This is a genomic window from Streptosporangium vulgare (genome assembly GCF_042428775.1).
Taxonomy (GTDB): Bacteria; Actinomycetota; Actinomycetes; order Streptosporangiales; family Streptosporangiaceae; genus Streptosporangium; species Streptosporangium vulgare.
In genome coordinates this window covers 112,850-134,197 of the sequence record NZ_JBHMBS010000010.1, presented here as the reverse complement: position 1 = coordinate 134,197, position 21,348 = coordinate 112,850, and the positions used below count along the sequence as shown (strand labels likewise).

Here is a 21,348-nt window from a genome sequence, read left to right as displayed (position 1 = left end):
CAGGTCGAAGTTTGTGACCCTTGTTGTGAGATGCGCTCCCTACCTGTCGCCGACCCCGGCGTTCCCGATGCCCGCAGCCCTGCCAGATACCTGTGGTGGGTGGCCCGCGCGCAGATGGGCCCACTGCTCCTCGGCATCGCCTACGCCATCCTGTGGTGGCTCGCGATGGCCCTCGTGCCGTACGCCATGGGCAAAGGGATCGACGCCATCACGGCGAAGGACGTGCCGTCCCTGACCACCTGGGGCGGGGTGGTGCTCGCCCTGGGGATCACGCAGGCCGTCACCGGCATCCTGCGCCACCGGATGGCCGTCTACAACTGGCTCGCCGCCGCCTACCGGACCGTCCAGGTCACCGCGAGGCAGGCGACCAGGCTGGGCGCGACCCTGCCCAAGCGCATGTCCACCGGCGAGGTCGTCAGCGTCGGCAACTCCGACATCGCCCACATCGGCAACACGGTCGACATCCTCATCCGGGGCGGTGGCGCGGTCGTCGCCATCGCCGTCGTGACCGTCATCCTGCTGGGCAGCTCGCCGCCGCTCGGCCTGATGGTGCTGGCGGGCCTGCCCCTCATGGCGGTCGCCGTCGCCCCCCTGCTCAAGCCGCTGCACCACCGCCAGAACGCCCACCGCGACCTGCAGGGCGACCTCTCCACCCGCGCCGCCGACATCGTCTCCGGCCTGCGGGTGCTGCGCGGCATCGGCGGTGAGCGGGTCTTCGCCGACCGCTACGGCGCCGAGTCCCAGCGGGTGCGACGCGCGGGCGTGCGGGTGGCGTCCGTCGAGTCGACGCTGGAGGGGGCGCAGGTCCTGCTGCCGGGCCTGCTGATCACCGCGGTGACCTGGCTCGGCGCGACCTTCGCGACGCGCGGTGAGATCAGTGCCGGCCAGCTCGTCGCCTTCTACGGCTACGCCGCCTTCCTGATCGCCCCCGTACGCACCCTCACCGAGGCCGCGGACAAACTGACCAAGGGGCACGTCGCCGCCCGCAGGGTGGTGCGCATCCTCTCGCTGAGGCCGGAGGTGGAAGGCGGCGCCGGCCGCTCGGAGGGCGGCCTGCTGCGCGACGTGACCTCCGGGGTCGCCGTGCGCCCCGGCATGCTCACCGCCGTCGCGGCCGCCGTCCCCGAGGAGGCCGAGGCCATCGCCGACCGGCTCGGCCGCTACGGCGAGGGCGACGTCGACTTCGGCGACGTGGCGCTCGAAACCCTGCCGCTCTCCGAGGTGCGCCGCCGCATCCTGGTCGCCGACAACGACGCCAGGCTGTTCGCCGGGGTGCTCAGGGACGAGCTCGACGTCACAGGGCGGGCCACGGACGAGGAGCTGGGCCAGGCGCTGAGCGCCGCGTGCGCCGAGGACATCGTCGAGGCGCTGCCCGGCGGCCTCGACGGGCGCGTCGCCGAGGCGGGCCGGGAGTTCTCCGGCGGTCAGCAGCAGCGGCTCAGGCTCGCCAGGGCGCTCACCCTCGACCCGGAGGTGCTCATCCTCATCGAGCCCACCAGCGCGGTCGACGCCCACAGCGAGGCGCGCATCGCCGACCGGCTCGCCAAGGCCCGCGCGGGCAAGACCACGCTGGTCTGCACGACCAGCCCGCTCGTGCTCGACCGCACCGATCACGTCATCTACGTCGAGGGAGGCGTCGTGCGCGCCCAGGGCACGCACCGGGAGCTGCTCGCCGCCCACCCCGGTTACACCGCGGTCGTCACCCGGGGGGAGGAGTCATGAGCAGGCAGATCCTGCCCGTCGCCGACCAGGCGCAGGTCCGGGCGTACGCCCGCAGGCTCACCCTGAAGTACCCCCGTGACCTGACCGTGGCACTGCTCCTGCACGCCCTGGCCGCCGTCGCGGGCCTGGCGGTGCCGTGGTTGCTCGGCGGCCTCGTCCAGGGCGTCCACGACGGCTCGGGGATCGACGTCGCCCAGGTGTCGCTCGCCATCGGCGGCTTCGTGGTCGCCCAGGCGGTGCTGGTCAGGTTCGCCGTCTACTTCTCCTCCAGGCTCGGCGAGAAGGTCCTCGCCGAGCTGCGCGAGGAGTTCGTCGGGCGGGTGCTCGGCCTGCCGCTGTCCACGGTCGAGCGCGCCGGATCCGGCGACCTGATCTCGCGGACCTCCCGCGACGTCGACTCGCTGTCGCGCACCGTGCGGCACGCCGTGCCCGAGACGCTGATCGCGCTCGTCACCTGCGTGATCACCGTCGGCGCGCTGCTGCTGGTCGGGCCGCTGCTCGCGCTGCCCTCGCTGCTCGCCGTCCCCGTCCTGTGGATCTCCACCCGCTGGTATCTCAAGCGGGCCAGAGACGGATACCTGCGCGAGAGCGCGGCGTACGCCGACATGACCGACGGCCTGGCCGAGACGGTGAACGGCGCCCGCGCCGTGGAGGCCCTGGGCCTGCAGGACCGGCGCCACCGCCGCACCGACGCCGACATCGCCGAGTCGTGGGCGGCCGAGAGATACACGATGGGGCTGCGCACGGTCTGGTTCCCCACGGTCGAGCTCGGCTACGTGATCCCGATCGTGGCGACGCTCGTCATCGGCGGCCTCTTCTACACCCGGGGCTGGGTCTCGCTGGGGCAGGTCACCGCCGCCACGCTGTATGTCCAGCAGCTCATCGACCCGCTCGACCGGCTGCTCATGTGGATCGACGAGCTCCAGGTCGGCGGCGCCTCCATGGCCCGCCTGCTGGGCGTCGCCGAGGTGCCCGACGACCGCGAGGCCACCTCCGCCACGCCCGAGGGCAGCGAGCTGAGGGCCGAAGACGTCCGCTACGCCTACCGCGAGGGCCACGACGTGCTGCACGGCATCGACCTCACGGTGAGGCCGGGGGAGCGGCTCGCCATGGTCGGCCCGTCAGGGGCGGGGAAGTCCACGCTGGGCCGCCTGCTCGCGGGCATCCACGGCCCCCGCACCGGCTCGGTCGCGGTCGGCGGCGTCCCGCTCGTCGAGCTCCCCTTGGACGACCTGCGTGGCCACGTCGCCCTGGTGACCCAGGAGCACCACGTCTTCCGTGGCACAGTACGCGACAACGTGCTGATCGCCCGGCCCGACGCCGACGACGCGCGGGTCCGCGAGGTGCTGGAGGCCGTCAACGCCTGGGAGTGGGTCGAGGCCCTGCCCGAAGGACTCGACACGGTCGTCGGCTCCGGCGGCGAGCCGGTCCCCGCCGCCCAGGCGCAGCAGCTGGCCCTGGCCCGGCTGGTTCTGGCCGACCCGCACACCCTCGTCCTCGACGAGGCCACCTCGCTGATCGACCCCCGTGCCGCCCGCCACCTGGAGCGCTCGCTCGCCGCCGTCCTCGACGGCCGCACGGTCATCGCCATCGCCCACCGCCTCTACACGGCCCACGACGCCGACCGCGTCGCGGTGGTGGAGGACGGCCGCATCAGCGAGCTCGGCTCCCACGACGAGCTGGTCGCGGCGGGGGGTTCGTACGCGGCACTGTGGAGCAGCTGGCACGGCACCTCCCGGTGAGAACGGGCTTCCTGAGACTCTCACCGGGACGTGCGGGCGTACGCTCTCGGAGGCGGCGGAAAGCGACCGTCAGCCCGTTCCCGACGCGCCGGTAGATGTGATCTCCGCCCAGATCACCTTTCCGTCCACCAGGGGGAGCATGCCGAACCCGTCGGCATGGTGTGCCGCGAGAAACAGGCCGCGCCCGTCACACGCTTCGAGATCCGGCGCTTTCCGGGGTACGACCGGCAGCGGAGCCGGCGCGGACCAGGCGGCCCCGCAACCCGTGCTTACTCCACGGCCCTACAGCCCGTACTTACTCCAAAGGAATAGTGCCGCGCCGTGAGTTGTTCTCAAGGACTGCCACTCCTTCGACGTCAGACTGCTTTTAATCTCGGTCAGAATCGGTGTGATATTGGCTTTGGTGAGATACTCGGCCATCATCACGTGAACCTGATTGAAGCAGTCCGCCTTTGTCTTTCGACTGCTTTTCATCGCAAGAATCTTCTTGCTCATGTTATTGTAATACGGTTCAAATCTGCGGAGAAGGACCGCGAGGGCCTTTGTCAGCGGAGCCCCGGATTTCGATACGATCGCCATTTGGCTCAGGGTGAGATCATTCGGCTTGATGAGAGTGCCGAAGGATTCTTTGAAAGATTTGTTGGCGTAGATGTCTTCCGCCGTCGCGTCCAGGATTTTGGACAGCTGCTGCTCGGTGAAGAATGTTGTCAGCAGGGTTTTTATCTTGTTGATGGCCGTCTGCTTGGACGTGATGAAGGTCTGCGGCCCCTGTAGCAGGCCCGGTTTGGCTGACGTCGATGCGTGAGTGGCACCCATCGACGTCTGGGCCGGCGACGATGAAGCCGCGCTTACCGCTGAGGTATTCGCAAGGCAGACCGACACCGTGAGGGCGGCGGCCAGAAGAGAGGTTCGGGGCACGGGCGTCACGTTACTCATTTATTCGGTGCCCGTCCACGGCGACGCCTCGGCACGGGGCTTGGGCGAGCGGGGCGCCGATCGACGGCGTGTCGTAGCCGGGTAAGTAAAGGTCTCCGACGGAGGGTTCATCGACGAAGAAGAACCTCATATCCGGAGACCTCGTGGCCACCTTAACGGTGACGCGGCGGCTCGACCTCACCGATGCGCAGCGGGAGCGGCTGGAACCGCCACTTCCCGCCCCAACGGGTCCGGTCGGCCGTCACGGTGGACCAGCGGGGACGCACCGCGGTTTCTCGCAGCGTTGGCCGCCGTCACAGTGCCCCGGTCAGACCCGGGCAGGCCGCGCACCCGGCGCGGCCCGTACCCGCCACCGGGTACGGGCCGTTCAAGTCTCGGGAGGACGTCTCAGGAGGACAGCGCCTTCTTCAGGAAGTCGACCTGGAGCAGCAGCAGGTTCTCCGCCACGGTCTCCTGCGGGGTCATGTGGGTGACCCCCGACAGCGGCAGCACGTTGTGCGGGCGGCCCGCGGCCAGCAGGGCAGAGGACAGGCGCAGGGTGTGCGCGGCGACCACGTTGTCGTCGGCGAGGCCGTGGATCAGCAGGAGGGGACGGTCCAGCTTCTCCGCGTCGGCGAACAGGGACGAGGAGTCGTAGTGGCCCTCGTCCGGGTGGCCGAGGTAGCGCTCGGTGTAGCAGGTGTCGTACAGGCGCCAGTCGGTCACTGGGGCCCCGGCGACGGCCGCGTGGAACACGTCGGGGCGGCGGAGCACGGCCAGGGCGGCGAGGTAGCCGCCGAACGACCAGCCCCGGATGGCGACCCGCGACAGGTCCAGGTCGTCGGGGAACCGCGCGGCGGCGCCGTGCAGGGCGTCGATCTGGTCGTCCAGGACCGGGGTGGCCAGGTCGTGCAGGACGGCCCGCTCGAACTCGGGTCCGCGCCCCGGGGTGCCCCGGCCGTCGGCCACGACCACCGCGAAGCCCTGGTCGGCGAACCACTGGCTGGTCAGGTGCGCTCCGGCCGCGGCCAGCACGCGCTGGGCGTGCGGTCCGCCGTACGGGTCCATGAGGACCGGCAGCTTCGCGGAGCCGGGCACGTGGCCGGTGGGCAGGAGCACGGCGGTGGCCAGGTCGCGCTCGCCCGCCCTGATCAGGGAGACCCGCAGGTCCAGGCTGGGACGCTCGGCGTGCGAGGTGATGTGGCCTCGGGGCGTGCCGTTGTGCAGGACGCGGGTGACCGAGCCCTCGCTGCCGAGGGTCTGGCCGGTGATCACCAGGGTGCCGCCCGCGGTGTGGCCGCTGTAGACGCCGCCCTCGGCCGGGCTGACGAGGGTGATCTGACCCCGCCGGTAGGCCCAGACGGCGATCTCGGTGGGCTCACCGCTCGCCCGGAAGAGTACGGTCTCGCCGTCGATGTCGAGGATCTCGCGGACCTGGAGGGTGGGCGGCGTGACGGGGGAGTCGCCGACGACCAGGCGGTGGCCGCCCTCCGAGGTGGCGGCCCAGACGAGGCTGCCGTCGGACAGGTGGCCGGGGACGCCGGTGACGATGTCGACCCAGGAGGGGTCGGTGTCCTCGCGCACGACCGTGGAGGCGCCGGTGGCCGGGTCGACGTCGAGCAGCCGCATCGTCCGCTGGTCGCGCGTCATGGTGACGATCGACAGGCCGTGGGCGTCCCAGGAGGCGTTGACCAGGTATTCGTCGTCGAAGGGCACCGCGACGCGGGCTCCGCCGAGAGTGAGGACGAAGAGCTCCACCTCGGCGTTGGCCGTGCCCGCCGAGGGGTAGCGCTGCTCGGTGGCGGGCCGGGCCGGGTTGGCCGGGTCGGCGATGTGCCAGCGCTTCACCGGCGACTCGTCGGCCCGCTCGACCAGGATCGCGTCGCCGGACGGGGACCACCAGTAGCCCCGCATGCGGTCCATCTCCTCGGCGGCGATGAACTCGGCCAGGCCGTACGTCACCTCGGGGGACTCGGGGCGGGCCAGCGCGTGGTCGACCTCGTCCTCCAGGTCCTGGATGTGGAACGCGCCGCCGGTCACGTAGCCGACGTGGACGCCGGTGGGGGACATCCGGGGGTCGATCACCGGCCCGGAGGTCTTCAGCCGCCGTACGAGGGCGGTCTTCAGGTCGACGACGTAGAGACCGCCGGAGAGCGCGAACGCCGCGACGGTCACCGCGGCGTCGGTGCTGTACCCGACGACGCCCCCGGCCTGTTCGCGGCTCCGCTCGCGGCGCGCCCGCTCCTCGGGCGGCAGGTTCTCGTCGTCGGCCGCCAGGGCGCGCGGGTCGACGATCAGCCGTTCCGCGCCGCTGAGGACGTCGTACTCCCACAGGCAGGTCACCGGGTCGAAGCCGCCCCTGCTCCGGAGGAACACGACGCGGTCACCGCCCGGGGCGATCGTGAAGCCGCGCGGCACTCCGAGGGTGAATCGACGGGTTCTGGCGTGCAGGCGAGGGAAGCTCTCACTCATACGAGCCATCTTGCCAGTTCCGCATCGAGTGTCTTGTTTTCCAGATGCGGACGGACCTCGAATGCGACGTTCCGCACGATGTGCGGCATCGATACCCTCGGACGCATGACTGATCGGCGCCTGATGCTCGTGCACGCCCACCCGGACGACGAGACGATCGGCAGCGGAGCCACCATGGCCAAGTACGCCGCCGAGGGCGCGCACGTCACGCTGGTGACCTGCACCCTGGGCGAGGAGGGCGAGGTGATCCCCCCGGAGCTCGCCCACCTGGCCGCCGACCGCGACGACGCCCTGGGCGAGCATCGCGTCGGGGAGCTCGCCGCGGCCTGCGCGGCGCTCGGCGTCACCGACCACCGCTTCCTGGGCGGTCCCGGCCGCTGGAGGGACTCCGGCATGATGGGCGTCGCCTCCAACCACCGGGCGAACGCCTTCTGGCAGGCCGACCTGGACGAGGCGGCGGGGGAGCTCGCGAGGATCATCCGCGAGGTGCGGCCCCAGGTGCTCGTCACCTACGACGAGAACGGTTTCTACGGCCACCCCGACCACATCCAGGCCCACCGCGTCGCCTGGCGGGCCGTCGAACTGGCCGCCGACCCTGCGTACGAACCGTCCGAGCCGTCTGACCCGTCCGAGCCGTCTGACCCGTCCGGGCCGTCTGACCCGTTTGAGCCGTCTGACCCGTCCGAGCGGTCCGGGCCGTCCGGCTCGGGAGTCGGACCGGCGTCCGTACCGCTCGCGGCGGATGCCGGAGCGGCGACCGGATCGAGGACCGGATCGAGGACCGGATCGAGGACCGGGGCGCCGCCCGGTGCGGGCGGGCCGTGGCGGGTCGCCAAGGTCTACCACACCGCCGTGCCCAGATCCGTGATGTACCGGACAGAGGAGGCGATGCGCGAGAGAGGCGCCCCCTTCCTCGCCGAGCCGGTCGACGACCTGCCGTTCGGCTGCCAGGACAAGGACGTCACCACCGAGATCGACGCCCGCGCCCACGTCGGCCGGAAGATCGACGCGATGCGGGCGCACGCCACCCAGATCAGCGTGAACCCGCCCTGGTTCGCCCTGTCCAACAACGTCGGCCAGGAGGTGCTCGGGGTCGAGCACTTCATCCTCCGCTCCGGCGTGCCGGGTCCCGCCGGTCCCGGAGCGCCGATCGAGGTGGGAGGGATCGGCGAGCCGTACGACCGCGAGGACGACCTCTTCGCCGGGATCCACTAGCCTCGGTGCTTGTGATGGAGCAGGTACCAGCCGTGCGCGGCCCCTCGGAGACGGTCGTCACCGTGGCGGCCAACGCCGTGCTCGTCATGCTCGGGCTCCTGGTGGGCGTCCTCGGCGGGTTCCAGCACTCCTGGTACGTCAGGCCCGTCCCGGTCTCCGCCATCGGGTGCGTCGCCCTGCTGTTCGCGGTGACCTACGGGGCGGGGCGGGCGACGCGCGGCAAGGCGGCACCACTGGCGTTCGCGGCGGGCTGGGCGCTGGTCACCGTGATCTGGACCTCCGGACGGCCGGAGGGTGACCTGGTCATCGCGAACGACCTGTCCGGCTACCTCTACCTCTACGGGGGCCTGGTGGCGATCGTGATGGGGGTCATGCTCTCGCCGTCGGCCACCGTGGCCGGGGCGTGGCTGCTCACCCCGCACGGATACGGCTCGGAGCAGCAGTCCCCGCCCGTACCGCAGGCCCCACCGGACCCGCGGACCCCGCCCGCACAGCAGGGCCCGTCCGGCCCGCAGGTCCCGCCTGGCCCGGCCGCTCCCTGACGATCGCCGTCACACGCGGGACAAGGCAAGAAACGCCAGGAAAAGCCGAGGAAGACCGGGAAAAGTCACTGTCGCCGGTCGCCCGGATGACGCACAATCCCGGTATGCGGCGGTTGCATCGGGTACGGCGGACGCTCAACTACGTCAACCTGTCCACCCCACTGGGGCTGCTCCTGGCACGCGTCGGCCGTGCCCGGGTGACCACCGGGCCCGACGGGCTGCTCCTGGCGTACGGCTACCGCTTCCGGTTCCCGATCGCCTCGGCGTTCACCGTGGGCAACGTGGTGCTGACCAAGCACCCGGAGGGCTTCCTCACCGGTGCCCTGCTCAGGCACGAGGGCCGGCACGCCTCCCAGTACATGTGCTGCGTGGGCCTGCCGATGCTCCCGCTCTACGTCGTCGCGGTGGCCGTCTCCATGATGATCTGCGGCAACCAGGCCTCGTGGAACCTCTTCGAGCGGCTGGCGAACCTGGAGGACGGCAACTACACCCGTAGATCTCCCTGGTGGTTTCACACTAGACCCCCGCAAAAGGAATGAATCTCTCTGTGGGGGGATCTACAAGGGGTGAGCTGTTGATAACCGAAGGGGGCCGCCCATGTCACAGACGTCCCACCCAGAAATCGCCTCCCACGTGCCCGCGGAACCCGGCGGCCTTCTCGAAGAGCCCTCACGGCGTTCCGGCTGGTCGGCTCGCTTCACCACGCGGCCGGTGCGCGCCCTCAGGCAACTGGGCCGGACCGCCGGCCGGATGGTCAGGGATCGGCCCGCCGAGCGGGGGACCTCCGGACCCGAGGCGGCACTTTGCCCTCCGGAGCTCCCCGAGCGGCCCGCACGCCTGGTGCCCTCCGCGCGATCGGCCTCCTCCGTACGATCCGAGCCTCTCGTACGGCCCGCGTCTTCCGCACGGCCCGCGCCTCCGGTACGGCCGACGCCGCCGAGACGGCCCGAACCCCTGCCGCGGCGCTCCTGGCCGGGGGGCTTCAAGGACCGGCTGACCTCGCCGATCCCGACGTTCCAGGAGCTGCTGGCGGTCGCCTGGCACGGCACGCTCCGGCCCGGTGTGGGGGACGAGGACCGCATCCCGGTCCACCGGGACGGGCTTCCCCTCGCGACGGGTACCGACGCGGTCGTCACCTGGGTGGGGCACGCGACGTACGTGGTGCAGATCGGCGGGCTGACCATCCTCACGGACCCGGTCTGGGCGAGGAAGATCGCCGGTATCCACCGGCCCCGGCTCACCCCGCCCGGCGTCGCGTGGGCGGACCTGCCCCGGATCGACGCCGTGGTGATCAGCCACAACCACTACGACCACCTGGACGCGCAGACCGTGCGGAGGCTGCCGCGCGACACGCCCGTCCTCGTGCCGGCGGGACTCGGGTCCTGGTTCACCCGGCGCGGGTTCCGCGACGTCACCGAACTCGACTGGTGGGAGAGCACCTGGGTGGGCGGTGTCCGCTTCGACTTCGTCCCGGCCCACCACTGGAGCCGCCGGTCGGTCTGGGACACCTGCAAGACCCTCTGGGGCGGCTGGGTGATCGCCTCCGACGACCAGACGATCTACTTCGCCGGGGACACCGGGTACGGTGAGCGCTTCGCCCAGATCGGGGCCCGCTACCCGGGCGGCATCGACCTGGCCCTGATGCCGGTGGGGGCCTTCGAGCCCCGCTGGTTCATGAAGGCCGCGCACGTCGATCCCGCCCAGGCCGTACGGGCGTGCCAGGACGTGGGGGCCCGCCGGATGGCGACCATGCACTGGGGCACGTTCGTGCTGTCCGGCGAGACGCTCCTCGCGCCGGTGGAGGAGGCGAGGGCGGCCTGGGCGGAGGCCGGGCGGGACCGCGCCGACCTGTGGGACCTCGCCATCGGAGAGTCCCGGGTCCTGATGTCCTGACGGTGTCCCGACGTTCTTGACGCCCCTGACGCTCCTGATGTCCCGCGTCCTGATGCTCCGGCGTCTCGTGCCCTGACGCCTCGTCGTACCGGAACAGGACGTACCAGACCAGGATCTACCGGACCAGGGCGTACCGATCAAGGCGGCCCGGAACCGCGGGGAGGTCCGGGCCGCGGACGCGCTCGTCCCGCGGCCCGGAAGAGCCTCCGCGCCGTCAGGGGCTGAGGGTCAGGGTGTGGGTGGCGGCCTTCTCGATGGAGTCCCGGCGGGCGAGCATGGGAACGGTCTCGCCGCCCGCCCACAGCGGCGCCTGGTCCCAGTAGTTGTCGTGGAACGCGTGGCCGGAGGCCCCGGTCAGGTTGATCCACTGGGATTTGTCCAGGTCCGCCAGGTCCACCACCATCCGCATGGACGGCAGCCAGCTCACCGCGTAGCCGTCCTGCGCGTCCCATCCGGCGGCGTTCACCGCGTCGTCGCTGCCGGACACCGGGAACGGACCCCGGTTGAACAGCCACTCGATCGGGCCGATTCCCGAGGTGCCGAAGGTCTGGTGGACGAGCTCCAGGGAGTGCAGATCCCCCCAGCGCCAGTTCTTGACGTCCGGGCCGAGCAGGCCGTTCAGCTCGTCGTAGGCGAGCGCCATCGCCCGCCGCAGCATGTCGTCGCGGGTCTCGGCGCTCGGGGTGGCCGTGTCGTTCCAGAACGCGTCGTCCGGCCTGTCGAGCATGACCCGGACGACCTCGAACCAGCGGTCGCCGCCCTGGGACCCGGCGCCCTCGGGGAGGTCGTCGTCGAAGGTCTCGATGAGCAGGTGCCGCCAGACGGCGTTGAAGTACATCGCGGGACCCGACTCCGCGCCCTGCGCGCGGTCCCACTTGCGCAGCAGTTCGCGGGCGTCCTTGGCGGGCCCGGCCATCTCGACGTCCAGCAGCTTGGGCACCAGGAACGGGGCGAGGCCGTTGTCGCTGTCCTGCTGCAACTCGCTCATCGCGGCCACGTCCACCTTGCCGTCGTCCTTCAACGCCTCGCGGAGACGGTCCAGGATGCGCTGGGAACGGTATCCGTACGCCCAGTCCTTGGTGAGGGTGTACGGGTAGCGGGTGGGGTCGACGACCGCGTTGTTCGCGGTCACGATGTAGCCCTCCGGCGGGTTGTAGAGGCTGGGCAGCTCGTTGAAGGGGATCGTCGACTGCCAGGCGTACTCGCCGGTCCAGCCGGGCACCGGCCAGGTGCCGTCGCCGCGGGTCCGCACCGGGATCCGCCCGGGGGCCTGGTAGCCGATGTTGCCCGCGGTGTCGGCGTAGATCAGGTTCTGCGCGGGCACCTCGAACTTGGCGGCCGCGCTCCTGAACTGCTGCCAGTCCTGCGCGGTGTTCAGCGCGAAGATCGCGTCAGCGGTCCTGCCCGGCTCCAGGGCCGTCCACTTGAGCGCGACCGCGTCGGCCTTCTCCTCGAAGACCGCGTCCATGCCCGGGAGCGTGTTCTTCACGTTCTCCATCACGTCGGAGATGATCGGCCCGTGCATGGTGTCGCGCACCTTGAGCCGTACGTCGGCGCCTCCGGCCACCTTGATCGTCTCGGTCCTGGTGGTCATCGGCTTCCACTCGCCCATGAGCAGGTACGAGTCGTCCTTGACCCGTTCCAGATAGAGGTCGGCGACGTCCGGGCCCAGGTTGGTGAAGCCCCAGGCGACCTTGTCGTTGCGGCCGATGACCACTCCCGGCACCCCGGAGAAGGTGAACCCGGTGACGTCGAACGGGCACTCGGGGCCCTTGACGCGGCAGTGCAGCCCGGCCTGGTACCAGACCGAGGGCATGGCCGGCCCCAGGTGGGGGTCGTTGGAGAGCAGCGGTTTGCCCGACGTGGTGTGCTCGCCGCCGACCACCCACGAGTTCGAGCCGATGCCGTGGCCGCCCGCCGGGTCGCCCATCAGGCTCGGCACCGCGCGGATGGCCTCGGCCGCCCGGGTCAGCGCCCCGGTGGCCGGAGCCACCCCGGACGGCTCGCTGTCGGCCTTCTTCGGTTCCTGGTCCTGGTCGAACCCGCGCTCGCCGACCGAGCCCCGGCCGACGATCGGCTGGTGGGTCTCGTACGGGTAGCCGGGCCAGAGCTGCTCCACCCGGCCGCGCGGCAGCTTGCTCGCCGCGAGTGCCCGGCCGATCTCGTCGGACATGTTGGAGCGCAGGTCCCAGGCCATCGCCTTGAGCCAGGCCAGCGAGTCGACCGGCGTCCACGGCTCGGGCCGGTAGTCCGGGCTGGTCGCCCGCAGCAGCACGTACTCCAGGCTCCTGTCGGCGAAGCCGTCGTTCCGCGCCATCCAGGCGTTCACCCCGCCGGCGTAGGCGTCCAGGTAGCGCCGGGTCCGCTCGTCGAGCAGGGGCAGCTCCTTCTCGGCCACCTTCCGCCAGCCCATGGTCCGGATGACCCTGTCCTCGGTCAGCGTCGCCGAGCCGAACATCTCCGAGAGCCGCCCGGCGGTCACGTGGCGGCGGAAGTCCATCTCGAAGAAGCGGTCCTGGGCGTGCACGTAGCCCTGGGCCAGGAACAGGTCCTCGGGGGAGTCCGCGTAGATGTGCGGAATCCCCGTCTTATCGCGATAAACGGTGACTTTTCCCTTTAAGCCGCCTACCTTGAGGTCGCCTTCGAGCTGCGGGAAGGACGCCCGCACGCTCCACACGCCCGCTCCGGCGAGCAGCAGCCCGAGCACCAGAAACACGGTGAGCACCCGTGCCAGCCACGTGAACGGGCGGGGCATCCAGGCGTACGGGCGAAACCTCACAAAAACCTCCTAGGCGACATGCTCCCGCAAGTGTGGCACCACCCCCGTGGTGTCGGCGCAGGGGTCGTTGTGAAGATGCACTCATGAGACTTTCCACGGCCGACCTGGTCGACGCCCACGGTTCGGCGGTCGCGAGCTGCCTGACGCAGTTCCGCTCCTACGGCCCGAGCCCCCGGTTCGCCGGGCCGATCGCGACCGTCCGCTGCCTGGAGGACAACGCTCTCGTCAAGCGGGTCCTGGCCACCCCGGGCGAGGGCCGCGTGCTGGTCGTGGACGGCGCGGGGTCCCTGCGCACCGCTCTGATGGGCGACGTCATCGCCGCCTCCGCCGTCTCGTACGGCTGGTCCGGCGTCGTCGTCAACGGTGCCGTCCGCGACACGGCCGCCCTCTCCGGACTGGACCTGGGGGTCAAGGCCCTCGGCTCGAACCCGGCCAAGAGCGCCAAGGAGGGCACCGGCGAGCTCGACGTGCCGGTCACCTTCGGGGAGGTCGTCTTCACCCCCGGCGCCTGGCTCTACAGCGACGAGGACGGCATCCTCGTCAGCCCCACCGAACTCTCCTGAGGGTCTTCCCGCGACGTCGGCAGGCCCCTCCTGACCAGGGGCCCTTCCCCGGAACTCTCCCGAGGGTCTTCCCGCGACGCCGGCAGGCCCCTCCTGACCAGGGGCCTTCTGCTCATTCCCGGAAGAGCCTTCCGCGCCTCCGGCGGGCCGCTCCTACGAGGCCCGGTCCGACGACCGGGCGCCCGGCCGTCAGAGCGGGCCGATTCCCCAGTGGTGCACGGCACGGTCGCCGGGGGCGAGCCGGATGACGTCCTCGCCGGTGCGGAAGGCGTTCGGCGGGCAGGTCATCGGCTCCACCGCGAGCCCCAGGCGGCGGTGGCCCTCCGGCAGGGTGTCGCCGGTGTAGAGCTGGAGCCACTCGATGCCCTCACCCGCCCACAGCTCGACCCCGGTCCCGTCAGGGGCCGCCAGCGTGACCCGTACCCGGCCGTCGGCGCCACGCTCCAGGCCGGTGAACGCGGTGTCGAGTTCCGTGGCGCCGATCGGGCGGGCGGTCCTGAAGTCGTACTCGGTGTCCTTGACGTCGTGGCGGCCGGTGGGGATCTTCCGCTCGTTCACCGCGACCCACTGTTCGGCGGGGAGTTCGAGCACGGCGTCGTCGAGGGCGCAGAGGGTGCCGAGGGACAGGTAGGGGTGGGCTCCGAAGCCGTACGGCGCGTCGCCGGCGCCGACGTTCTCCGCGCTCACCTCGATCTCCAGACCGGCGGCGTCCAGGGCGTACCGGATGGAGAGGTCGAGGACGTGCGGGTAGCCGAGCTGCGGGAACAGCCGCAGCCCCAGCCGGATCGAGGCGTCGTCCTGGGAAAGGACCCGCCAGGGGAAGGAGCGGGAGAAGCCGTGGATCGCGTTGCCGGTCTTGGGCTCGCTCAGCGCGAGCTGCCGGTCCTCGCCGTCGAACGTGTAGCGGCCGTCCTCGACCCTGTTCGGCCAGGGAAGCAGCGGCAGCCCCGCCCCGCCGAGCGGGGGCTGGTCCTCGGGGAAGTCGACGACGAGCGGCCTGCCGTCCAGGGTGAGGCTTCTGAGGCCCGCCCCGAGTTCGGTGATGACGGCCTGGAAACCGCCGGCCGCGATGGTGTGTTGGGCCCCGGTGGGCACGATGTATGTCACCCGGCAATTCAACACCTATTGCCTCCCGGTTCCCGTCCATACCGCTCCCGTCCACACGCACCACCCACCCGCGACGCGGGTCTCCCGGGCCTGGCACGTTCCTTCCGGTCCTACAGCACCGTCTCCAGGACCGTGGACTGTACGGCGAAGCCGTTGGTCCGGTAGAAGCGGACGGCGGCCTCGTTGCTCGCGTAGGCGGTCACCCCGGCGTAGCGGGCGCCGTGGTGGCGGGCCCACTGCCGGAACTCCTCGACCAGCCTGGCCCCGATCCCCTGGCTGCGGTAGGACGGCTCGACGTACATGCTGCCCAGGGTCGCCACGGTGACCGGCCGCATCGCGGTGGGCCCGGACAGGGTCCCGGTCAGGTGGCCGACGATCCGGCCGCCGTCCTCGGCGACCATCACCAGGCGGTCCGGGTCGTCCAGCGCGTCCACGAAGCGGGCCCGCCCGTGCTCCTGGGGCCACTTCACGTTCAGGGCCGGGTCGCGGGTCCCGGCGTCCTCGGCGAACAGCGCGGAGCTGCAGGCGACGATCCCGTCCAGGTCCGCGATCGTGCCGGGTCGTACGGCGACGACGATCTCACTCATGATCAGGACGCTATCGGTCGCGACCGACATTACGAGTGATCTGCTGCTTTCGTCCCTTCTCGCGGGACGGAGGCCCGTTCCGGCGAGGCGGGAATCCCGCCTCGCGGGCCGGGAGATCCTCTCCCGGCGGGACCGCGCGGGAGGGACCGCACGGGACCTCGCGGGACCACGCGGGATCGAGTGGGAGGGACCCGCGGGATCGGTCCGGGGCCGTCCTGGACCGGAGGGCCGTACGAGATCCCGCGCGAAGCGGCCGTCAGGACCAGGTCTGGCCCTCCGGGGTGTCGGTGACCTTCACGCCGAGGGCGGCCAGCTCGTCGCGGAGGCCGTCGGAGGCGGCCCAGTCCTTGGCCTCGCGGGCCCGCGAGCGCCGCTCCAGCAGCTCGGCGGCGCCCTCGGGCAGGGGCTTCGGCCGGACCGTCCTGCCGATGTCGAGGGAGAGGTCCAGGGCGAGGATCTGGTCGAGGTGCAGGAACGCCTCGAAGCGGGAACCGGGGGAGATCGAGGCGTCGCGCTCCAGCTCGCGCAGGAGCCGCAGCGCCAGCGGGGTGTCGAGGTCGTCGTCGAAGGCGGCCTCGATCCGGGAGACCCGGTCGGCGGGCATCGGGCCGCTCGGCGACTCCGACCACTCGGCCACCTGGCCGCGCCAGCGCCGCAGGGTCTTGTCCGCGGCCCGCAGGGTGTCCCAGGTGAGGTTCATCTGCTGGCGGTGGCGGTGCTCCAGCAGCGCGAGCCGCACGGCCAGCGGGTCGAGGCCCGCGTCCGCCACGTCCTTGAGCAGGACCACGTTGCCGGTGGACTTCGACATCTTGCGCCCGTCGAAGAGCAGGTGCTCACCGTGGACCCAGTGCCGCACCACCTCGTGACCGGCGGTGGCGTCGGACTGGGCGCGCTCGTCCTCGTGGTGCGGGAAGCGCAGGTCGATCCCGCCGGTGTGCAGGTCGATGTGCTCGCCGAGGAACCGCAGCGACATGGCCGAGCACTCGATGTGCCAGCCCGGGAAGCCGCGGCCCCACGGGGTCTCCCAGGTCAGCCCCTGCTCCGAGGGCTTCCACAGCGCCCAGTCGGCGTGGAACCGCTTGCGCGAATCGACGGCCTCGATCCGGTGGCCCGGCCTCAGCTGGTCGAGCCGGTTGCCGGAGATCTCCCCGTACGACGGGAAGGAGGCGGCGTCGAAGAAGACCGAGCCGTCGGGCACCGCGTACGCGTGCCCCTTCTCGATCAGCTTGGCGATCATCTCGATCATCAGGTCGATCGTCTCGCTCGCCCGGGGCGAGTGCTCGGGCGGGCGGATGTTCAGCGCGGTCGTGTCCGCCACGAAGGCGTCCTCGTAGAACCGCGCGACCTCCAGGACGCTCCGCCCCTCGGCCCTGGCCTGGGCGAGCACCTTGTCCTCGCCCGAGGGGTCGATCTCGGTGTCGTCCACCAGGTGCCCGACGTCGGTGATGTTGCGGCAGGCCACCACCCGGACCCGCTGCCGCTCGCTGACCCGCCTGATCAGGTCCGCCAGCAGGTACGACCGGAGGTTGCCCACGTGGGCCGACCTGTAGACGGTCGGGCCGCAGGTGTACATCCGCAGGGAGCGGCTCCCCTCGGGAACGATCCGCTCAACCCGGCGATTCCGCGTGTCATACAGGCTCAGCATGTGTCGAGCCTACGCAATCCCACCCGGCCCCACAGCGTAAGAGTCCACACAGGGGAGTCCGCGCGGGTGAGTCCCGTGCGGGCGCGGCCCGGCCCCGGTCGTGTCCGGGCCGGGGCGCGACGTTCCCGGCCCTCCGGGCCCTTCCCGGCCCTCTCAGCCCTCTCCAGCCCTCCTGGCCCTTCCCGGCCTCGGCCCTCCTGGCCCTTCCGGCCCTCTCAGCCTTCGAGGAAGGCGAGGATCTCGCGGTCGCCCCGGTCGCGCAGGCGGGCGATCACCTCCTCGCGGGTGCAGCCCTCCGACAGGCCGATGCGGGCGCCGATCAGCCGGACGCCCTCGGCCTCCGACGCCACCGGCGCCGTGTAACCGATCAGGTGCAGCGCCCGGTTCAGCGCGGGCAGGGCCGGAGAGGCCGCGGGCAGGTAGCGGGTGAGCAGCTCGCCGCCGTCGGAGACCGTGAGGAAGACGTGGTCGCCCTCGGAGGCGTTGGCGGCGATCAGGACGGGGCGGATGGACCCCATGGTCGGCTGGTTGTGCCAGCTGATCACCACGTCGCCCGAGGGGGTGGAGGCGGTCAGCTGGCCGCCGGGTGCCATGCCCAGGTGCGCGGCGAAGCCGGTCGGCAGCGGGGAACCCGAGCCGCGCAGGTGCTCGGCGTTGACGTCCACCCGGTGCCACCAGCGCCCGTCGCGGCTGCGGAAGCAGCGCCGGGTCTCCGAGACGTCCCGGCGCGGCTGGTAGTCGGACTGCTCGGCCCCGGCCACCCTGATCCACCCGCGCTGCGTGCGCTCGAAGCCGGGCCCGCCCGCGTACGCGCGGACCGAGCTCTCGCTCACGTCGTAGCGCCCGGTGAGGTTGGTGACGATCGTGTTGACCGACGCCTCGCCGTTGGACCGCTCGATCTCCCTGACGATCATCTCCCGGATGCCCAGGTACTGCTCGCCGCCCCAGCGCGAGAGCCCGTACTTGTTCCGGTCGACCCGCAGGAAGCGGTCGTCGGCGGTGAGCTGGTTGCGGATGCCGACGAGGCTGTAGTCCTCGCCGATGCGTTCCTGGATCTCCTCGGGGGTGAGCGGGCCGCCCGCCACCGCGAGCACGGCCTCGGCCTTGTCGTTGACGCTGCGCGGCCACGGGACCACGTGGTTCTCCAGCACCCGCAGCTGGGGCACCGCGATGAGCCAGCGCTCGGCCACGTCCTCGCGGATGCCGAGCTGGCTGGCCAGCGTCACGGCCTCGTCCAGCGGGCGCGGCCCGTCGGTGAACAGCTGCCGGGTCTTCTCCCTGAGCTCGTCGGCCCCTCCGGCGACCAGCCAGCCGTCGACCTGCTCGTAGCCGGTCAGCAGGGTCCGGACGAACCGCCAGGAGGGGATGCCCAGCGTGGCCAGGTCGGTGCGGTGCCACGGCACGGCGGCGGCCAGGTCGTCGGCGGGCACGGCGGAGCCCAGCCGGCCCCGCAGCCACGACACGTGGGCGATCAGCGGCGCCGCGTCGTCCTTGGCGAGCCAGGCCTCGACGTGGTCGCGCAGGTCGCGCTCGATCTGCCGGATGCGCTCCCTGGTGACCGAGAACCGCTGGGCGAGATCGTCGAGCGTGGCCCGCTGGGAGGCGTACAGCCGGTCCCTGGCGATGGCCCGCTGCCGCTCGTCCAGCGTGGCGAAGACCTCGTCGATCAGCTCGGGCAGCGGCCGGTCGGGCCTGGAGGGGCGGATCCTGGCGACGCTCTCCTCGGTGACCGGTTCGAGCAGTCGCTCCAGCACCCCGGTGAACAGCTTGTGCACCACCTCGCGGCCGAGCCCCTCGGGCGTGCGGACGCTCGCGGCGGGGTCGGCGAACCTGAGCAGGGGAAGAACGTCACCGAGCATCAGGTGACCCCAGCACGCCAGGGCGAGGTCGGTCAGGCGACCGGCCACCTCGGACGTCCCGATGGTCGAGCAGGCGGTGTCGAGCGGAAGCGCCTGCCACCACGCCTCGGGGAGGCGGGGGTCGGTCGCGATCGGCGCTACCTGGCCCGGAGAGGTCCAGCGCAAGGGTGGCGCGATGTCGCTCAGGCTGAGGTTCATTGAGGTCCAACCGGCAAAGGGGAATATATCCGCAGTTCAGACTATGTGGTCAGGTAGGAAGGAAGGGACTTGCCCGTCCGTAATGAGAAACGTAGAGGAGTTCCCTCGCCCGGGTGCAGGCCACGTAGAGCAGGCCGCGCTCCCGCTGGAGATCATGTGCCCTGGCCGCGGGGTCCTCGCCGATCGGGGTGAGGGAGTCGGGGTCAGGCACGATCCCGTCGGCCACGCCGATCACCGCGACCCGCCGGAACTCCAGCCCCTTCATACCGTGCAGCGTCGTCACCCGTACCCCCAGATCACGCAGAGCGGCCCGTGCGTCACGCACGAGGCCGGCGGTCCTGGCGGCCACCGCTATCTCCTCGGGCGTCACACCCTCATTCACCCACTGTCCCACCTGTGCCACCAGACCCGTCAGCTCATCCTGCGGTGAATCGTAGGCGCGGACCATCGGCCGGAGCCCGTGCCGGGTGCCCCTGAAGCCGTAAAGCTCCTGCACACCCTTGACGAGCCCGTCGGCGGGACCGCCCCCGCGTAACCGGACCCCCCAGGAAAGGATCTCCCGGGGAAGCCGGTAGGACACCCGCAGGCGCTGCTGGATCGCGTCGATCCCCACGGCGGCGAGCGTCACCCGCGTGTCGAAGATGCGCTGGTGCGGGTCGCCCACGACGAACAAGTCGTCGCGGGCGTGCGGCACCGCCGCCCGCAGCAGCCGCCACTGCGCGGGGTGGAGGTCCTGCGCCTCGTCCACCACGATGTGCCGGTACGGCTCCCGCGCCGGCTCCGTCTCCTCCAGCAGGTCCCCCGTCGTCTGGCCGAGAAGCACCGACGCCTCGGAGGCGAGCTGCAGCAGGGTCCGCTTGCCGCGTTCCCGAAGCTGCTCGGTGACGTGCTCGACGGCCTTCCACACGGAGGTGCGATCCTCGGCCGCCAGCTCGACGCTGCGGCCCGGCCGGGGGGCCTCCAGGTACTCGTCCAGGGTCCGCAGGTTCTGCGCCAGGATCACCTGCTCCCACTCGCGCAGCAGGAACGCAGGGCTGTGACCGGTCTCGGTCTCCTCCCAGAGCGCGGTCAGCTCGGCGGCGCCGACCAGGGAGGGCGGACGGCCCTCGGCCTCGGCGACGATGCGGTGGGCGAGCCGGTCCACGTTGCCGACCTCGATCCGCTTGCGGATCACCTCGTCCTCGATCAGCTGGTCGAGCCTGGCCGCGAGCTCGGCGCTCAGCCCCTGGGAGAAGGTGACGAGCAGGATCTGCCCGCTCGCGCGCCCGGCCAGGTAGGCCGCCCTGTGCAGGGCGACGAGAGTCTTGCCGGTGCCCGCGCCGCCGGTGACCAGCGTCGGCTGCTGGTAGGACTCCCAGTACGCCAGCCGGTGCTGCGGCGGGTGCAGGAACACGCACCAGCCCGGCGCGTCGAGCACGCGGTTCAGCTCGCGCGGGTCGTCGGTGAAGACGGCGCGGTCCGGGCTGCGCATGAGCGCGGCGCCGAAGTCCTCGGGATTGATCGGCTCGGGGTCCGCGGCGACGGCGCGGCAGTTCTCCAGCTCCCGCCAGGCCCCGGCCATCGACTCGCCCCTGGCGAGCGCCGCCAGCGGCTCGTACTGCGTCGGGGGCAGCAGCGGTTCGAGGGCCTCCAGGGTGAGCTGGTCGGTGATCTGCCTGACCAGCGGCAGGAACCGGCCGTCGACCCCCAGTTCGGCCAGGTCGCTGTCGCAGAAGTCGGAGAACAGCCGCGTCGCGGACGCCTCGGCCGCCCTGCGCACCGCGGGCCGCACCCGGTCGAGCGCCTCGGCGTCCCACATCTCGACCACGCCCAGCGCCGTGTTGACGCCGAACCGGTAGCGCTGCGCGTACGCCCACGCCTCCGCGTCCGGCAGCACGGTCAGCAGCCAGTAGACGTCCCGCTGCTTGACCACGACGCCCCGGTACCGGTCGGCCAGCCTCAGGGTCGCCACCCGAGGGTCCCGCGCCCCCCTGACCCTCTCGGGGTGCGGGGCGCCCGCCACGTTCTGCAGGAACCTGCGCGTCGAGACCACGACGTCCCGGCGCACCGGCTGGGCCAGGGCGCCGAGTTCGACGGGGAAGTCCGGGGAGATGGCGAGGCGGGGCATGG

General features: G+C 71.6%; 15 protein-coding genes. 7 read left to right on the top strand and 8 right to left on the bottom strand.

Going from position 1 to position 21,348, the window contains the following annotated elements; all coding sequences use genetic code 11:
• Nucleotides 1–30: 30 nt before the first annotated feature.
• A complete protein-coding gene (locus tag ACFFRH_RS21985) occupies nucleotides 31–1,722 on the top strand; it encodes an ABC transporter ATP-binding protein (RefSeq protein WP_344749255.1) in 1,692 nt (563 codons plus the stop codon).
• The gene (locus tag ACFFRH_RS21980; RefSeq protein WP_344749254.1) at nucleotides 1,719–3,464 is read left to right on the top strand and encodes an ABC transporter ATP-binding protein; all 1,746 of its coding nucleotides are present in this window, start codon (nucleotides 1,719–1,721) and stop codon (nucleotides 3,462–3,464) included. Before ACFFRH_RS21985 ends, ACFFRH_RS21980 begins: the two co-directional genes overlap by 4 nt.
• A 282-nt stretch (nucleotides 3,465–3,746) precedes the next feature.
• Here the strand turns inward: ACFFRH_RS21980 and ACFFRH_RS21975 are convergent, their stop codons facing one another.
• Both ACFFRH_RS21975 and ACFFRH_RS21970 read right to left on the bottom strand, forming a co-directional pair.
• Nucleotides 3,747–4,382 (bottom strand): hypothetical protein, encoded by a 636-nt coding sequence (locus ACFFRH_RS21975; protein WP_386159161.1) that lies wholly within the window; start codon nucleotides 4,380–4,382, stop codon nucleotides 3,747–3,749.
• A 405-nt stretch (nucleotides 4,383–4,787) separates the two neighbouring features.
• Nucleotides 4,788–6,851, bottom strand: a complete 2,064-nt coding sequence (locus ACFFRH_RS21970) for a S9 family peptidase (RefSeq protein ID WP_344749252.1) — start codon at nucleotides 6,849–6,851, stop codon at nucleotides 4,788–4,790.
• Between the two features lie 105 nt (nucleotides 6,852–6,956).
• Here ACFFRH_RS21970 and mshB point away from each other — a divergent pair, with 105 nt between their 5' ends.
• The 4 genes from mshB to ACFFRH_RS21950 all read left to right on the top strand — a co-directional run bounded on the left by mshB (nucleotide 6,957) and on the right by ACFFRH_RS21950 (nucleotide 10,501).
• The gene (mshB, locus tag ACFFRH_RS21965; protein WP_344749251.1) at nucleotides 6,957–8,066 is read left to right on the top strand and encodes an N-acetyl-1-D-myo-inositol-2-amino-2-deoxy-alpha-D-glucopyranoside deacetylase; all 1,110 of its coding nucleotides are present in this window, start codon (nucleotides 6,957–6,959) and stop codon (nucleotides 8,064–8,066) included.
• Nucleotides 8,067–8,080: 14 nt separating this feature from the next.
• Nucleotides 8,081–8,608: a DUF6113 family protein gene (locus tag ACFFRH_RS21960; protein ID WP_344749250.1), complete on the top strand. Its 528-nt coding sequence runs from the start codon at nucleotides 8,081–8,083 to the stop codon at nucleotides 8,606–8,608.
• Nucleotides 8,609–8,712: 104 nt separating this feature from the next.
• A complete protein-coding gene (locus ACFFRH_RS21955) occupies nucleotides 8,713–9,147 on the top strand; it encodes a hypothetical protein (protein ID WP_344749248.1) in 435 nt (144 codons plus the stop codon).
• Nucleotides 9,148–9,205: 58 nt separating this feature from the next.
• Nucleotides 9,206–10,501: an MBL fold metallo-hydrolase gene (locus ACFFRH_RS21950; RefSeq protein ID WP_344749247.1), complete on the top strand. Its 1,296-nt coding sequence runs from the start codon at nucleotides 9,206–9,208 to the stop codon at nucleotides 10,499–10,501.
• A gap of 214 nt (nucleotides 10,502–10,715) precedes the next feature.
• Here ACFFRH_RS21950 and ACFFRH_RS21945 read toward each other — a convergent pair whose 3' ends face one another.
• Nucleotides 10,716–13,256 carry a penicillin acylase family protein gene (locus ACFFRH_RS21945; RefSeq protein WP_344749267.1) on the bottom strand — a complete coding sequence of 847 codons (2,541 nt, stop codon included), beginning with the start codon at nucleotides 13,254–13,256 and terminating at the stop codon, nucleotides 10,716–10,718.
• A gap of 107 nt (nucleotides 13,257–13,363) precedes the next feature.
• Between ACFFRH_RS21945 and rraA the strand changes: the two genes are divergently transcribed.
• The gene (rraA, locus tag ACFFRH_RS21940; RefSeq protein ID WP_344749246.1) at nucleotides 13,364–13,843 is read left to right on the top strand and encodes a ribonuclease E activity regulator RraA; all 480 of its coding nucleotides are present in this window, start codon (nucleotides 13,364–13,366) and stop codon (nucleotides 13,841–13,843) included.
• A gap of 189 nt (nucleotides 13,844–14,032) precedes the next feature.
• Here the strand turns inward: rraA and ACFFRH_RS21935 are convergent, their stop codons facing one another.
• The 5 genes from ACFFRH_RS21935 to ACFFRH_RS21915 form a co-directional block, all read right to left on the bottom strand.
• Entirely contained in the window at nucleotides 14,033–14,950 is a 918-nt protein-coding gene (locus ACFFRH_RS21935; RefSeq protein ID WP_344749245.1) for an aldose 1-epimerase family protein, read from the bottom strand.
• A 110-nt stretch (nucleotides 14,951–15,060) separates the two neighbouring features.
• Entirely contained in the window at nucleotides 15,061–15,537 is a 477-nt protein-coding gene (locus ACFFRH_RS21930) for a GNAT family N-acetyltransferase (protein WP_344749243.1), read from the bottom strand.
• Nucleotides 15,538–15,793: 256 nt separating this feature from the next.
• Nucleotides 15,794–17,182, bottom strand: coding sequence for a cysteine--tRNA ligase (gene cysS / locus ACFFRH_RS21925; protein WP_344749242.1), 1,389 nt, complete (start codon nucleotides 17,180–17,182; stop codon nucleotides 15,794–15,796).
• 215 nt (nucleotides 17,183–17,397) lie between these two features.
• Nucleotides 17,398–19,239, bottom strand: a complete 1,842-nt coding sequence (locus ACFFRH_RS21920) for a sigma factor-like helix-turn-helix DNA-binding protein (protein ID WP_344749241.1) — start codon at nucleotides 19,237–19,239, stop codon at nucleotides 17,398–17,400.
• Between the two features lie 49 nt (nucleotides 19,240–19,288).
• Entirely contained in the window at nucleotides 19,289–21,346 is a 2,058-nt protein-coding gene (locus ACFFRH_RS21915; RefSeq protein WP_386159152.1) for a UvrD-helicase domain-containing protein, read from the bottom strand.
• Between the last annotated feature and the right edge of the window lie 2 nt (nucleotides 21,347–21,348).

Bases quoted from the DNA above. Each gene is read 5' to 3' on its own strand.
- ACFFRH_RS21985 (WP_344749255.1), top strand. From the start codon at position 31: ATGCGCTCCCTACCTGTCGCCGACCCCGGCGTTCCCGATGCCCGCAGC.
- ACFFRH_RS21980 (WP_344749254.1), top strand. From the start codon at position 1,719: ATGAGCAGGCAGATCCTGCCCGTCGCCGACCAGGCGCAGGTCCGGGCG.
- ACFFRH_RS21970 (WP_344749252.1), bottom strand. From the start codon at position 6,851: ATGAGTGAGAGCTTCCCTCGCCTGCACGCCAGAACCCGTCGATTCACC.
- mshB (WP_344749251.1), top strand. From the start codon at position 6,957: ATGACTGATCGGCGCCTGATGCTCGTGCACGCCCACCCGGACGACGAG.
- ACFFRH_RS21960 (WP_344749250.1), top strand. From the start codon at position 8,081: ATGGAGCAGGTACCAGCCGTGCGCGGCCCCTCGGAGACGGTCGTCACC.
- ACFFRH_RS21955 (WP_344749248.1), top strand. From the start codon at position 8,713: ATGCGGCGGTTGCATCGGGTACGGCGGACGCTCAACTACGTCAACCTG.
- ACFFRH_RS21950 (WP_344749247.1), top strand. From the start codon at position 9,206: ATGTCACAGACGTCCCACCCAGAAATCGCCTCCCACGTGCCCGCGGAA.
- ACFFRH_RS21945 (WP_344749267.1), bottom strand. From the start codon at position 13,256: ATGCCCCGCCCGTTCACGTGGCTGGCACGGGTGCTCACCGTGTTTCTG.
- rraA (WP_344749246.1), top strand. From the start codon at position 13,364: ATGAGACTTTCCACGGCCGACCTGGTCGACGCCCACGGTTCGGCGGTC.
- ACFFRH_RS21930 (WP_344749243.1), bottom strand. From the start codon at position 15,537: ATGAGTGAGATCGTCGTCGCCGTACGACCCGGCACGATCGCGGACCTG.
- cysS (WP_344749242.1), bottom strand. From the start codon at position 17,182: ATGCTGAGCCTGTATGACACGCGGAATCGCCGGGTTGAGCGGATCGTT.
- ACFFRH_RS21920 (WP_344749241.1), bottom strand. From the start codon at position 19,239: ATGAACCTCAGCCTGAGCGACATCGCGCCACCCTTGCGCTGGACCTCT.
- ACFFRH_RS21915 (WP_386159152.1), bottom strand. From the start codon at position 21,346: ATGCCCCGCCTCGCCATCTCCCCGGACTTCCCCGTCGAACTCGGCGCC.